The organism is Arthrobacter sp. TmtSoilC77, assembly GCF_059739415.1.
The window spans coordinates 3,845,531-3,859,560 of record NZ_AP046050.1 but is presented as its reverse complement, the minus strand read 5'-3'; the positions used below and the strand labels follow the sequence as shown (position 1 = coordinate 3,859,560).

Genomic DNA, 14,030 nt, shown 5'->3' with positions numbered 1-14,030 from the left:
CCAACTAAGTAGCAGTTAAGCGCGTTTTGAGCCCTCAAAACGCGCTTAACTGCGACTTACTTGGGTAAGGGCAGATGAAAGAGGCGGGGTCACAATCGCGGTGACCCCGCCTCTTTCGCGTTGACTCGAGCTTGACGAAGGCGCTACCGCCGCAGGGTGATCGGACGACGGCGACCGTCCACTTCCGTCGTCGGCCAGCGGTCGTCCACGGTCAGCACCCGCAGCCCCGAGTCCGTGAGCAGCACGGTGTCTTCGATTTTCACACCAGGTCCTGAGGGGTTCCACGTGAACGGCTGGTGGAGGACGATCCTGTCCGTAACGTCCGCGGTGACCCGCGGATCACGGCCCGCATAACCTGCAGGACCGCCTTGGTGATGCAGGGTCCACTGCTCTGGACCAAAACGGTGGCGCACATAGGCATCCTGAATCTCGGCGAAGACCTCGTTGAGCTTGGCACCCGGCACGGTGGCCCGGAAGATGTCTGCTTCAACTGCCGCGATGCGGGCTTCGGCGTCGAGCTCCTGCGCGCTACCGGCGTCGAACGCTACCCAACGGGTCACGTTGGCCACCAAGCCATGACGACGTGCGCAAACCACAACCATGGCCCTGCGCCCGATGGGGGCGTGCGTTGCCAGCGGGTGGCGGAAACTGCTTCTCGCAGCACCGTTGCACAGCAGCACAAGGGGCTCGGCGCCCACTGCCACAATCCGGGCAGCCAGGTCCGAGACAAGCTCAAATTCGGTTGTCGCGGGCGTTGCTGCCGTGAGGACGTCCGTCATCGCGGTTGCTGCGTCGGCGGACAACCGGGCGTAGCGGGCTGTTTCTGCAGGCAGCAGCTGTTGTCGCGCTGCCCGTAGTTCCCCTGCGACGGCGGCTTCCATCAGCGGGTTTCCGTTATCGGCCAGCGCGGCCGCAGATGCGTGCAACTGGCCGTGCCACGGAATACTGTGCAGGTTGACGCCCTCCGGAAGTTCCTCGGCCTCGATCCGGCCGGCTTCATTGTTGAACGTCACCAAGTGATCCCCGGCTCGATCCACCAGGAGGGCCGCGATGGGATCCCCTGCCAGGCTGATATGGACCCGGCTGCCGTCCAGGTACCACGTGAGTGCCGTGTTGCTGGTGAGCAGAAGTGAGTCGCGACCCGAATGGTCCAGGATGTCCAGGATGCGGCGGCGCTTCACCACGCGGTCGGCGGCATTGCCGGGAGCCGGGGACGCGGTGCCGGATGTTGGCGCGGTGCCGGGTGTTACTGCAGATTGAGTCGGAGCGTTCATGCTGGGTCCCCCTGGGTTGAGATGAGCTGTTCAATGTCCTGAGTGGCCAGGAAGCCGTCAGCGATGAGCACCCTGACGGTGCGATGCACAGGGCGGCCGGGTTCTGCGGCCACCGGGGACTCCCAGGCCAAGGACAGCCCCACACCCGGATAGCCCGAGTGCCGAACGAACCAGGGGTCCGGGGCTTGGGGGGATGCCAGGAAGACGAGCGTTGCAGGATGGCCCAGGCCCGGGTCGCCCGCAGCAACACCCCCGCCCGTTCCGGCGTCGAAAGTTCCTGACCAAGCCAGCCAGGGCGCGACGCTGCCATGGACGGCATCTTCACCACGCGCCACAGGGGTCCAGATGGTCGCATCATTGACCTTTGGCAGCCGCCAGAAGAAGCCACCGTAACCGCCCTGCCGCCTTCCGTTGGAACCGGGGCTGCCCAGCAGCACCGGGCGTCCCGTGGCGGATTCGAGCGTGAAGTCCAGCGTCAGCTGCCAGGCGGAATTCCCGACGGCGGCCCAGCGCCACTCGCGCTGTTCGCGGAGGAGGGGCTTGCCGTCGGGGCCCACCCAGCTCAGAAGCTCGTGCCTCTGGCCATCCCTGTGCTCCGCAGACTCAAGGAGCACGCGGCCGTGGTCCTTGCGCCAGACGTACGCTCCGGCGTCGCGGGTGTAGGTCCGGCCACCCCAGAAATTGACGCCGTTGACATCCTGGATGGCGACCCCTGCTCCAAGGTGCCACACATGGTCCTCCGGAATGTGGTCACTTACAACCGTGCCGGCAAGGGTTCGCACGGGGTGGAGGTATGGACGCGGCGAGGAGGTTGGCCGGATGCGCGAGCCGTCGTGCATCGCAGCGACGGATACACCGCTGACTTTCAGCTCTGGCTTGACTGCTGTAGCCCCCGTCTGTACAGCCCCCGTCCTCGAAACCCACGGCGTCCCGAGTTCCGCAAACGTTGCTTGCCCAAGGGCGGCCCGGCGGATCCACGATTCCACGTCCTGCACCACGGCATGGGCGTCGTCGCCTTCGCCCAGCCACGTCACATGGTCCGGATGGATGAGCCGGGGTGCGTCCGAGGTCCGGACCGCTTCCAACACGGACATATAGGCGCCCGTTTCACTCAATGGGCTGAGCAGATCCTGTTCGGTCCGTGCTGAAAGGAGGTTTTCCAGCAAGTCCGTCCGCCCGAAAGCCTCATTCCGGATCCCGTCGGGAGTAGTGATCTCCACTTTGTCTTCGGTGTAGGAAAGCCGGATCTGCCCGAGCGTGCCGTAGATGGTCACCGATGGCGCTGACTGCACGGGCGCGCACAACGTCAGGGCGCAGGTCAGCACTGTGCCTGTTGCGGTCCGGACCCTGATCACTGAGGTGTCATCGCTTTCGGTGTCATTCGCCCGGTAAAGGTCGGTTTCAACCAAGTCGACGTCCGCAAGGGTCCTGGCACCGGCGAGTCGCAGCCCGGTGGCCACGGCGTGTGCCAAGGCGTTCGTCGCAACGCCGTCCACAACATCCGTACCGTTCAGGTTTCGCTTGCCGGCCCAGCGGGAGCGCGTGAAGTACCGCTTTGTCCGGAGCCACTGGCCGGTCGCGCTGATGCTGCGGACCTCGCCGATTTCCCCCGATGCCACAAGCTTTTCAATGGCGGGAAGGGCGTGTGAACCAAGGCTCTGGAAACCGACTTGAACCATCCGCCCGGCGCTCGCCGACGCTGCGAGGACGCTTTCGTACTGCGCCATGGAAGCCACGGGAGGCTTTTCGAGGTAGAGGTTGGCGCTGGCCCTCAAAGCGGCGAGGGCGAGCGGGGCGTGGGTTTGGATAGGAGTGGAAATGATGACGACGTCGGGGGCATTTCCCGCAGCCAGGAGCTCATCCAAGGAACTGTAGACGCCCACATCGGGAGGCAACTGGCCTTGGGCCGGTGGCTGTGGATCGGCAACAGCCACTAGTTCAAGCACTCCGGCGGAATTGAGCCGATGGAGGTTTTCAAGGTGTCGTTCGCCGAATCCGTGAACGCCAACCAGTGCTACCCGGGGCAGTTGGTTGTGGGTGGCCGAGCTTGTGTGGGGCGCCGTTACGGGCAAAGTCATAGTGCTGTCCTAGCGGGATCAGTTGAGGGGAAACCCGGGGCTTCATTGGCCTGGAGGGTGGAGGAGAGAAAAGCTGCCGCCTCTTCCTGCATGGCGGTGGAAAAAACATGGGGCCCGGGCCAAACGCTGCCTGTGTACCGCCCAGGCGGCATCCGCTGCGAAAGGTGGGCATCGGCGTCGCGCATGCCTGCTTCCGGAAACAGCTGGTCGGCCAGTGCGTATTGGACCAGGACAGCGCCGGCAGTTGAACGCACTACCAGATCGGGCCAATCCCCCAGCTTTGACAGGCCAGGGGAGTGGAGCAACCAGGAATGCGCATCGAGGTAGGCGGGAAGGAGGGACGCGAAGGTGGTCATCATGCAGGTGACCACGTAGCTGCGGATCAGTGGACTAAGGGCGGCGAGCACCATGGCCCGGCCGCCTCCACCTGAAAATCCGGTGCAACCAAGGCGTTCCGGATCGACTCCGGGGAGGGACGCCAGGACGCCCAACGCCGCGAGGTCGTCATGCGCGACCGTCCCGGCGATGCTGGTGCCAAGGAGCGTTGCGGCTTTTGCCACGGTTTCCTCATGATCGGCCGCTGCTGCGTTGTAGAGATCCGCCGCGGATGGTTCGACGCCGGCCTCCCGCCACAGTGCGTGCTGGCCGTCGACGGCCCGGGCCGTCCGCCAAGGCTGGTTTTCCAGGTCAAAGCCGCGGCTGCCCCACATGAAGGCGTCATGTGCCAGGACAGCGAAACCCTGCTGGGCAAGCCATGTAGCCATGGGCCGCCCACCGTAGAGCTTTTCCCGTAACTGGGCCGGCACGGGACCGAAGCCAACCGGAGCGGTGGCCCCGGCGTCGTTCCCTTCATCTCCTGGAAGCAGGACAAGCCGTTCCGCGCCATGGGATTTGATCCCGCCATGGCAATGAAGGGCCAGTATCCCGGGTAGTGGGTCCGTGATGCCGGTTGGCCGCACGAACCAAGCCGAGGTCCTTGGCCCGAAACCAAGCTGCCAGGACAGGCGGGTGGTGATGACGCCGTCGTGCTTTGTTTCGGTGCCTACCCTGTATTCCGGAACCGTTGCAGTGGGAGGGACGCCGAGGGTGTCAACCAACTGCTGCGCACTTGGAGAGCCTGCCGCGAAGTGCTTCCGGGCGGCGTAAGCGGGCCAATCCTCGTAGCGGCCAAGAGCACTGGGGCGGATGGGCATTCCTGCCATGTCAGCAGTGGTCATGGCAGTCGCCGTGCTTGGGGAACAATGGTGTCCTGCCTTTTTGGTGCGGATGATGTGCGAAAGCACACGCCGGGCTGCTTCGGCGTGTGTAAACCAGGTATGGGCGACTTCCTCAGAAAACGCTTTCTCAAAAATTAGCAAAAGGCTGTACATGGGTCAAGAAAGCGTTTACTTTGGTACGGAGCCGCTGATCACCAGGATGCACATCCCGGCGAGTCAAGGGGTACCGCCAGGAGAACGGCGGCGTCCCGGAAGGCAAGCATCAACCACACTCGTACTCCGTGGATGGCCACGATGACCAAAGGAGACCACATGGCCGCATATGAACACACGGGGACGCCGAAAGGCGTTCGCGGTCAGGCTGGAGGGAAGCCATGAGCGCCATCGGCGAACTCTCCACCATGACCCGCCGCAAGGGGCCCATGACCAAGGAAGAGAAGAAGGCGAACGGCCGCGACAACAAGGCCGCCTATGTTTTCCTGCTTCCGTGGCTGATCGGCCTCGTGGTCATCACCGTGGGTCCGATGCTGATGTCGTTGTATCTGTCCTTCACGGACTACAACCTTCTGCAACCACCGCAGTGGGTGGGAATCGACAACTTCGTCCGCATGTTCGGCGATGCCCGCCTCCATAATTCCTTGCGGGTTACTTTCACCTACGTGTTGGTAGGCGTGCCGCTCCAACTGGCTGTGGCCCTGGTCATCGCACTGGTCCTGGACAAAGGGCTTCGTGGCCTTCCGTTCTACCGTTCCATTTTCTATTTGCCGTCCCTGCTGGGCGGATCTGTGGCTGTTGCGATTCTTTGGAAGCAGATCTTCGGCACCACCGGCCTTGTGAACCAGGTCCTTGCCATGATCGGAATCCAGGGGCCTGGATGGATCTCGGATCCAAACACGGCGCTGGGCTCCATCATCCTGCTGCATGTCTGGACGTTCGGCAGCCCGATGATCATCTTCCTGGCGGGCCTGCGCCAGATCCCGAACATGTACTACGAGGCCGCTGAAGTTGACGGCGCCACCACCTTGCAGAAGTTCTGGCGGATCACGCTGCCGATGCTGAGCCCCATCATCTTCTTCAACCTGGTGCTGCAAATCATTGGTTCGTTCCAGTCGTTCACGCAGGCATTTATCGTCTCCGGCGGCAACGGCGGACCGTCCGACTCCACCATGTTCTTCACGCTGTATCTGTACCAGAAGGGCTTCGGCCAGTTCGATATGGGCTACGCCTCGGCGATGGCCTGGTTCCTTCTGGTCATTATCGGTGTCTTCACTGCCATCAACTTCATCGCTTCAAAGTATTGGGTGTTCTACGATGACTAAAATCCAGACCCTCCCGGCCGCAGCTGAGGCCCAAAGCAGCAAGCCCAGTAAAAGCCCGCGCCGCCGCGAATCGCCAGGAAACCTGGCCTTCAGCCGGAACGCCCGCATCAAGGGACTCATCAAGCACGCCATCCTGATCCTCGTTGGCGGGATCATGATCTATCCGCTGCTGTGGATGGTTGTTTCCTCGCTGCGGCCCAATGACCTCATTTTCCGCGAGCCGGGCCTTTGGCTGAACAACCTGGAAATGAGCAACTACACCGATGGCTGGTCTGCGCTGACGCACCCGTTCGGGCATTACATGATCAACTCTGCGATCGTCGTACTCGGCTCGATCGTCGGAAACCTGATCTCGTGCTCCATGGCCGCCTATGCCTTCGCCCGGCTTCAGTTCAGTGGCAAAAAGCTGTTCTTCGGAATCATGCTGCTGACCATCATGCTGCCGTTCCACGTTGTGATCGTGCCGCAGTACATCCTGTTTTCGCAGATCGGTTGGGTGAATACGTTCTGGCCGCTGATCGTGCCGAAGCTCCTGGCTACGGACGCGTTCTTTGTGTTCCTCATGGTGCAGTTCATTCGTGGCATTCCGAAGGAACTGGATGAGGCTGCCCGCATTGACGGCGCCGGCCACCCGAGGATTTTCCTCCGCGTCATTCTGCCTTTGATGGTTCCTGCCCTCGCCACCACCACCATCTTCACCTTCATCTGGACGTGGAACGACTTCTTCGGTGCGCTCATCTACCTCACGGATCCGGACATGTTCACTGTCCCCGTAGCGCTTCGCGCTTTCGTTGACTCGCAGTCCGCTACCAGCTGGGGATCACTCTTCGCGATGTCCATCGTGTCCTTGTTCCCGGTGTTCCTTGTCTTCCTGTTCGGCCAACGGTTCCTCATCAAGGGCATCGCAACTACGGGCATCAAATAGGACCCTGCCGTACTCACTGGAAGTCCGGGGCTTTCGCCCCGACAAGTAATACAAGCTGGGATCTTGTCACACAAGATGGTGACTTGTACCATAAAAACCACGCAAGAAAACGCTTTCTCAGTTCGCATCAAGATCAAAGAGGATCGGAGACAACAGTGCCGGTATTTCCAAAGGGTGAAGCAGTCGCCCCCGAAGGTGCTTCCAAGGCCCGGGCATCGGAACCCAAGGGCAGGCGGTCCAGGCGGCGGCTTCGCGCCTCGGCCATTATCGCTGCCACAGCTGCTGCCGTTCTGGCGCTTAGCGCTTGCGGCGGTGGCGCAGAACCAAAGAGTGCCGACGGCAAGGTGGAACTCCGCTTTTCCTGGTGGGGTGGCGACAAACGTGCGCAATTGACGCAGGCAGCCATTGCAGCTTTTGAAGCCGAGAACCCCAACATCAAGGTCAAGGCCGAGTATGGCGACTGGAGCGGCTACTGGGACAAGCTGGCAACGCAAGTTGCTGCCAACGATGCTCCGGACATCATCCAGATGGACGAAAAGTACATCACCGAGTACTCCACCCGCGGCGCGCTGCTGGACCTCTCCAAGTACGACATCGACACCTCCAAGCTGGACGAGGCCGCACTGAACGCAGGCAAGGGCGCAAAGGGGCTCACCGGTATTGCGGCAGGCATCAACGCTGCCACGATCCTGGCCAACCCGGCGGTCTTCAAGGCTGCCGGCGTTGCACTCCCGGATGACAAGACCTGGACGTGGGAAGACTTCGAGCGCATCGCTGCTGAGGTCACCAGCAAGTCGCCGAAGGGAACCTACGGGGCTGCTGCATACGGTACCGACGAGGCGTCCCTGGGTGTGTGGCTGCGCCAGAATGGCAAGTCGCTGTACACACAGGACGGCAAGCTGGGCTTCGAACCCTCGGACATCGCAGGTTACTGGGACTTCCTGAAGGATATGAGCGAGAAGAAGGCCGTTCCGTCGGCTTCGGAGATAGTTGAAGCCGAAGCTGCGCCGCTGGACCAGAGCGGTCTGGCAACGGGCAAGAACGGCATGGCCTTCTGGTGGTCCAACCAGTTGCCGGCGCTCGAGAAAGCTGCGGGCGGGGAGCTGCAAATCCTCCGTTTCCCGTCCAAGACGGGCAAGGCCGCTGATACCCAGCTTTGGTACAAGGCCTCCCAGTTCTGGTCTGCATCGTCCAGGACCAAGCACCCTGAAGAGACGGCGAAGTTCATCGACTTCCTGACGAACAACGTCAAGGCCGGCGAAATTCTGCTGGCTGACCGGGGCGTCTACCCCAACTCGGACGTCCGCGAAGCAATCGCTCCAAAGCTGGCCCCGGCGGACACCAAAGTGGTCAACTTCATCAGTGACATCCAGCCCGAGCTCGGTGAAGCCCCGGCTGCGCCGCCCAAGGGTGCAGGTGCCATCCAGGAAATCATCAAGCGCTACTCCTCGGAAGTCCTGTTCAACAGGCTCTCCACTGAGGAAGCCGGCAAGAAGGCCGTGGACGAGATGAAGTCCGCGATCGGAGCCTAGCTTCCGGCGCCACCGCACCAAGAGAACCACCGCACCAAGAGAACCACCGCACCAAGAGAACCACAGCACCAAGAGAACCACGGCACCAAGAGAACCGCGTCCCGGGCGAATCATTCGTGATCCGTCCGGGGCGCGGTTTTTGCGCGCGTGCACCCAACTGAGTCGCATTTGTGCGCGTTTTGAGGCGTCAAAACGCGCACTGCTGCTACTTGGTTGGGCTAGTCTTCCGCGATAACTGCCACAGCTCCGGCGGGGACCACGCCGGTGAAGCGCGCTCCGCTCAGCAGCTCGTCGCCGTCGGCCTTCACGGTCACGTCCTCCCGGCTGTGGTTGATGGCGAAGAGGAAACTGCTGCCATCCGCGGATCGCCGCCGTGTAAGTTCGACGCCGGCAGAAGCCTCGGCAACGGCCGTCACCCCAGCTTCCTCCAGCAGGCGGGCGGTCAGCGAATCGATGCCGTCGGCGTCGGGTAGTGTCGCAAGGTACCAAGCCGCCCCCGCCCCGGTGGGTCTGCGCGTGAGGGCGGGAACGCCGTCGAGCGGGTAGTCCGTAAAGGTGGCCAGGACCTCAGCTGGCCCGCCCTCAGATTCAGCCACGTGAACGTGCTCGCTCCACAAGGAACCAAGTGTTCCATCGCTGAGGGTGACTGTGCTGCCGGGGAAGAGCGGATGGAATTCCTCGGTTCGGATACCCAGTAATTCGCGGAAAGCGCCCGGGTAGCCACCCAGCCGAACGTGGTCCTGCTCATCCACGATGCCGCTGAAGTAGCTGATGAGGACCGTTGCGCCGCCCTCTGCTGCGGCAGCGATAGAGCCGGCCGCGGCATCTGTCACGGCGTAGAGGGTGCAGACCAGAATGAGATCGTAGCCGGAGAGGTCGGCAGAGGGGTGGACGAAGTCCGTACTGACACCACGCAGGTACAGCGAGCGGTGGAAAGCACGCATGGTTTCCAGGTACTTCAGGTCCTGGCTTGGGTGCGAGTCCAGCTCGGAGGCCCACCATGCTTCGTAGTCAAAGACGAAAGCAACGCGCGATTCCACGCGGGAACCCTTCACGGATTCCACCTTGGAGAGGGCTTCGCCGAGCTCCACCACATTGCGCCAGACCTGTGTGTCGCGACCGCCGTGCGGAACCATGGCTGAGTGGAATTTTTCAGATCCAGCCTTGCTCTGGCGCCATTGGAAGAACATGACGGCGTCGGCGCCGCGGGCCACATGGGCCAGGGAGTTGCGGAGCATTTCCCCGGGCATCTTTGGCTGGTTATGGGGCTGCCAGTTGACCGCCGATGTGGAGTGTTCCATCAGGATCCACGGTTCGCCCCCGGCCACGCCGCGCGTGAGGTCAGCGCTGAAGGCAAGTTCGATTTCCCGTTCAGGATCGGCAGCCACCAGGTAATGGTCGTTCGCGATTACATCCATGTCCTTGGACCAATCGAAGTAGTCCAAGGTTTTGGTGGCACTGGAAACCATGAAGTTGGTGGTGGCCGGGACGTTCGGTGTAACTTCGCGGATTACTGCCAGCAGGGCGCGGTAGTAATCGATGAACGCCCACGAGTTGAAGCGTGCAAAGTCCAGTTGCTGTCCCGGGTTGAGGGTGGTGGGTGCGGCGCCGGGCGGGATGATTTCCTCGAATGAGGCGTAATGCTGGGACCAGAACGCGGTTCCCCATGCCTCGTTGAGCGCCTCGATGGATCCGTACCGGCGTTCCAGCCAGGCCCGGAATGCGGCAGCGTCTTCTTCGCCGTAGAACTCGCCAACATGGCAGCCGAGCTCATTGTCCACATGCCACAATGCCAGCGCAGGGTGGTTCTTGTAGCGTTCGGCGATGACCCTCGTCATGGTGGTTGCGTACTTGCGGTACACCGAGGACGACGGCGTGTAGTGACGTCGCGAGCCGCGTTCCAGCCTTGTTCCTTCCGCTGTCACGGGAAGGATTTCGGGGTGTTTCCTGGCCAGCCAGGCTGGCGGTGACGCGGTAGCCGTAGCCAATGCCACCTTGATGCCGGCTTCGTGGAGGTTGTCCAGGACGTCGTCCAGCCAGCCGAAATCGTACTGGCCTTCTACCGGTTCCAGCAGGCCCCAGGAGAAGATGGCGACGCTCAGGAAATTGACCCCCGCCTCCTTCATGAGCTCGATATCTTCACGGCGGACGTCCTCGGGCCATTGCTCAGGGTTGTAGTCGCCGCCGTAGGCCAGGCCATTGATGCTGTTCCATATGGAGGATGCTCCGGACGGGCTTTCGGACGGGCTTTCGGATGTGCCTCGGGAGAGTTCAGGGGAGGACAAGGGGACTCCTTGGTCAGGTTCGGCTGTGCGGGATAACTGTGGAGCTTGGCTGCTATCAGGTTAGGCGAGGATCTTGGAAAACGCTTGCCCAGATTCCCGATTGGGGATATTGTATCGATTCAGAACGAGTGTAAGCGAGGTCACTCTCCCTGGTGGGGAACCGAAAAGGCTTGCACCAACTGAGCAAGGAGGCTCTCATGATCAACAGAAGGAATTTCCTCACCACGGTGGCCCTTGGCACTGCATCCGCGGCATTCCTGTCCGCCTGCGGCCAGTCTTCGTCGTCCAGCAAGACGGGTTCTGCCGATAACCCCGTGACCATCACGTACACCTGGTGGGGCAACGACGACCGTGCTGAGCGCACCCGCAAGGCCATCGCACTGTTCGAATCCAAGAACCCTGACATCAAGGTCAACGGCAACTTCACCGACTTCGCCGGATACTGGCAGAAGCGCGCCACTGAAGCTGCCGGTGGTGGCTTGCCGGACGTCATGCAGTGGGATTTGTCCTACCTGCGCGACTACGGCCAGCGCAACCAGCTACTGGACCTGGGCACCGTGAAGATCAACACGGACGCCTTCGACAAGTCACTGCTGCCCTCGGGCCAGATCCGTGGCAAGACGTACGGTATCCCCACCAGCACCAACGCCTTCGCGGTCTACTACGACCCCGCCAAGCTCAAGGCCATGGGCATCGCTGAGCCTGATGGAACGTGGAACTACAAGGAGTTCAACTCTTTCCTTGCCGAGGTGGGGCAGAAAGGCAACGGAACATTGTTCGGCGGCACCGACTACACCGGTGTTTGGTGGATGTTCAACATCTGGCTGCGCCAAAACAACATTCAGGCCTTTACGGATGAAGGCAAGCTCGGGTTCTCCAAGGACGACCTCAAGAAGTGGTGGAACACTACCGCCCAGCTTCGCGGAACCCCGGCGTTAGTGGGCGAAGACAAAACGACGCAGCTGTTGCCGAAGTCCCCGTTCGGCTCAAACGTCACTGCCACCGAAGCCACGTGGGACAACTTCATGGCAGGTTACCTCGGAGATAGCGGCGCCAAGGAACTGAAGCTGGTGCCGGTTCCGTCGGACAACCCCGACAACCTGGGACTCTTCCTCAAGCCGTCAATGCTCATGGTGGCCAGCGCCAAGACCAAATACAAGGATGCTGCTGCCCGTTTCATCGACTTCATGGTCAACGACCCTGAGGTAGGCCAGATCTTCAAGACCTCCCGTGGTGTTCCGGCATCCAAGACCCAGCGCGACGGAACCACCTTCGAAGGCACAGACAAGCTGGTTGTGGACTATGAAAAGTCCATCGAAAAGTACCTCAAGGATGCTCCGCAGCCGCCCATCGTCGGTTTCGGCACGCTTGAATCCTCTTTCAAGCGCGTCAGCTCCGAGCTCAATTACGGCAAACTCACCATCGACGCCGCTGCAGATGCGTGGTTCAAGGAAGCCGAAGACCTTATCAAGCAGAATGCCTGAGCAGACTTTTGTGTCTGATCCAGGCTTCCCAACTGACGGACTGATCCCGTGACTCAAACCCCAGCCCTGAGCAGGCGCTCCCAGTCGTCCGCTCCCTCGCAGCCGCGTACATCGCGGAGACGAGGGGCGGACGCCCGCGCCGGCTACACCTTCCTGCTTCCTTGGCTGCTCGGATTCATTGCCCTGACCGTGGGCCCGATGATTTCCTCGCTGTACCTTTCCTTTACCAACTACAACCTCTTCGATCCCCCCAAATGGATAGGCCTGGACAACTACGCCACGCTCTTCCAGGACGAACGTTTCCTGCAGTCAGTGGGAGTGACCCTTAGCTACGTAGTGTTCGGTACCCCTTTGAAGCTGGCGGCGGCGTTGGCGATCGCGATGCTTCTCAACAGCAAGCGCAAGGGCCAGGGCTTCTACCGCTCCGCGTTCTATGCCCCGTCCTTGATCGGCGCGTCCGTGTCCATCGCTATTGTCTGGAAGGCGATGTTCGGCGATTCCGGTCCTGTGGATGAAGGCCTGTCCTTCTTCGGGATCAACCTCGGCGGCTGGGTGGGCAATCCATCCATGACGATGCCCATGATGATCCTCTTGACGGTGTGGCAGTTCGGCGCCCCGATGGTGATTTTCCTGGCCGGGCTCAAGCAGATTCCTGCCGACCTCTACGAGGCGGCTTCGATGGACGGCGCCGGCCCGGTCCGTAAGTTTTTCAACATCACCTGGCCCATGCTTTCCCCGGTGATCTTCTTCAACCTGCTCATGGAAACCATCCACGCGTTCCAGATCTTCGCCTCGGCGTACATCATCTCCAACGGTGAAGGCGGCCCGGCAGGCTCCACCCTCTTCTACACCCTCTACCTGTACTTGCGCGGTTTCAGCGACTTCCGGATGGGCTACGCCTCGGCTATGGCCTGGCTCCTGGTGATCGTGGTCGGCATCATCACGCTGATCTTCTTCAAGACCTCCAAGTCCTGGGTCCACTACAGCGGTGATTCAAAATGACAACCATGGCAACGCCCACCCAATCCACGCCCTCCACGACGGCCCCGGACTACAATCCCAAGTCTGAGTCGGGCACCGCCAAGCGCATCAAAAGCATCATCTTCCACATCGTTGCGCTGGCGCTTGTGGGGGTGGTCCTCTACCCGGCGCTCTGGATGGTGGCCTCGTCCTTCAAACCGAACTCTGAAATCGGTGGTTCCACCACCCAGCTATGGTCCAACAACTTCAGCTTCGACAACTTCGTCACGGCCATGGACGGCATCGGCGGGGTGTCCACCCTGACGTTCTTCACCAACTCCCTGATTCTGGCCGTCGGCGCCGTGGTGGGCACTGTCCTGTCGGCGTCCATCTCCGCTTACGCCTTCGCCAGGATCAATTTCCCAGGCCGTGGGTTGTTCTTCGGCATGATGATTGCCACCTTGCTGCTCCCGTTCCACGTGGTGATCATCCCGCAGTACATCGTGTTCCAGCAGCTCGGCCTGGTGGACACCTACGTGCCCCTGCTGATCGGCAAGTTCCTCGCCGCGGACGCGTTCTTCGTCTTCCTCATGGTCCAGTTCATGCGTGGCCTCCCGGCCGAACTGGACGAGGCCGCCCGCATCGACGGCGCCGGACACGTCCGAATCTTCGGCTCGATCATGCTCCCGCTGATGAAACCGGCACTGATCTCCACGTCGATCTTCTCCTTCATCTGGAGCTGGAACGACTTCCTGGGCCCGCTGCTCTACCTGAACACCCCCGAAAAGTATCCGCTTCCCCTCGCGCTGCGCCTCTTCGTGGACCAGACCCAGAGCTCGGACTACGGTGCCATGATCGCCATGTCCGTTCTTGCGCTCCTGCCCGTGCTGGTCTTCTTCCTGGTCTTCCAGCGGTACATCGTAGAAGGCGTTTCAACCCAGGGCCTCAAGGGCTAA

General features: G+C 61.5%; 10 protein-coding genes. 6 read left to right on the top strand and 4 right to left on the bottom strand.

Translation table 11 applies throughout. From position 1 onward, the window contains the following. Positions 1 to 143: 143 nt before the first annotated feature. The 3 genes from AC6I99_RS17730 to AC6I99_RS17720 are packed head-to-tail and all read right to left on the bottom strand — an operon-like array spanning position 144 to position 4,569. Positions 144 to 1,274 (bottom strand): M24 family metallopeptidase, encoded by a 1,131-nt coding sequence (locus AC6I99_RS17730; RefSeq protein WP_497944477.1) that lies wholly within the window; start codon positions 1,272 to 1,274, stop codon positions 144 to 146. After that, positions 1,271 to 3,352 carry a DUF6807 family protein gene (locus AC6I99_RS17725; RefSeq protein WP_497944478.1) on the bottom strand — a complete coding sequence of 694 codons (2,082 nt, stop codon included), beginning with the start codon at positions 3,350 to 3,352 and terminating at the stop codon, positions 1,271 to 1,273. The genes AC6I99_RS17730 and AC6I99_RS17725 overlap by 4 nt, the downstream gene beginning before the upstream one ends. Continuing rightward, positions 3,349 to 4,569, bottom strand: coding sequence for an acetylxylan esterase (locus AC6I99_RS17720; RefSeq protein ID WP_497944479.1), 1,221 nt, complete (start codon positions 4,567 to 4,569; stop codon positions 3,349 to 3,351). The genes AC6I99_RS17725 and AC6I99_RS17720 overlap by 4 nt, the downstream gene beginning before the upstream one ends. 374 nt (positions 4,570 to 4,943) lie before the next feature. On the opposite strand from AC6I99_RS17720, the gene AC6I99_RS17715 reads away from it, so the two are divergent. From AC6I99_RS17715 to AC6I99_RS17705, 3 genes are all read left to right on the top strand, one after another. Beyond that, positions 4,944 to 5,888: a carbohydrate ABC transporter permease gene (locus AC6I99_RS17715; RefSeq protein WP_223934407.1), complete on the top strand. Its 945-nt coding sequence runs from the start codon at positions 4,944 to 4,946 to the stop codon at positions 5,886 to 5,888. Continuing rightward, complete coding sequence (locus AC6I99_RS17710; protein WP_497944480.1) at positions 5,881 to 6,813, top strand: carbohydrate ABC transporter permease; 933 nt, start codon at positions 5,881 to 5,883, stop codon at positions 6,811 to 6,813. Before AC6I99_RS17715 ends, AC6I99_RS17710 begins: the two co-directional genes overlap by 8 nt. 155 nt (positions 6,814 to 6,968) lie before the next feature. Further along, positions 6,969 to 8,345 (top strand): ABC transporter substrate-binding protein, encoded by a 1,377-nt coding sequence (locus tag AC6I99_RS17705; protein ID WP_497944481.1) that lies wholly within the window; start codon positions 6,969 to 6,971, stop codon positions 8,343 to 8,345. Positions 8,346 to 8,563: 218 nt separating this feature from the next. On the opposite strand, the gene AC6I99_RS17700 is transcribed toward AC6I99_RS17705, so the two are convergent. Next, the gene (locus tag AC6I99_RS17700) at positions 8,564 to 10,630 is read right to left on the bottom strand and encodes a beta-galactosidase (protein ID WP_497944482.1); all 2,067 of its coding nucleotides are present in this window, start codon (positions 10,628 to 10,630) and stop codon (positions 8,564 to 8,566) included. 197 nt (positions 10,631 to 10,827) lie between these two features. Here AC6I99_RS17700 and AC6I99_RS17695 point away from each other — a divergent pair, with 197 nt between their 5' ends. The 3 genes from AC6I99_RS17695 to AC6I99_RS17685 are packed head-to-tail and all read left to right on the top strand — an operon-like array spanning position 10,828 to position 14,030. After that, positions 10,828 to 12,114, top strand: coding sequence for an ABC transporter substrate-binding protein (locus tag AC6I99_RS17695; RefSeq protein ID WP_497944483.1), 1,287 nt, complete (start codon positions 10,828 to 10,830; stop codon positions 12,112 to 12,114). A 48-nt stretch (positions 12,115 to 12,162) separates the two neighbouring features. Continuing rightward, positions 12,163 to 13,116 (top strand): carbohydrate ABC transporter permease, encoded by a 954-nt coding sequence (locus AC6I99_RS17690; RefSeq protein ID WP_497944484.1) that lies wholly within the window; start codon positions 12,163 to 12,165, stop codon positions 13,114 to 13,116. Further along, complete coding sequence (locus AC6I99_RS17685; RefSeq protein ID WP_497944485.1) at positions 13,113 to 14,030, top strand: carbohydrate ABC transporter permease; 918 nt, start codon at positions 13,113 to 13,115, stop codon at positions 14,028 to 14,030. The genes AC6I99_RS17690 and AC6I99_RS17685 overlap by 4 nt, the downstream gene beginning before the upstream one ends.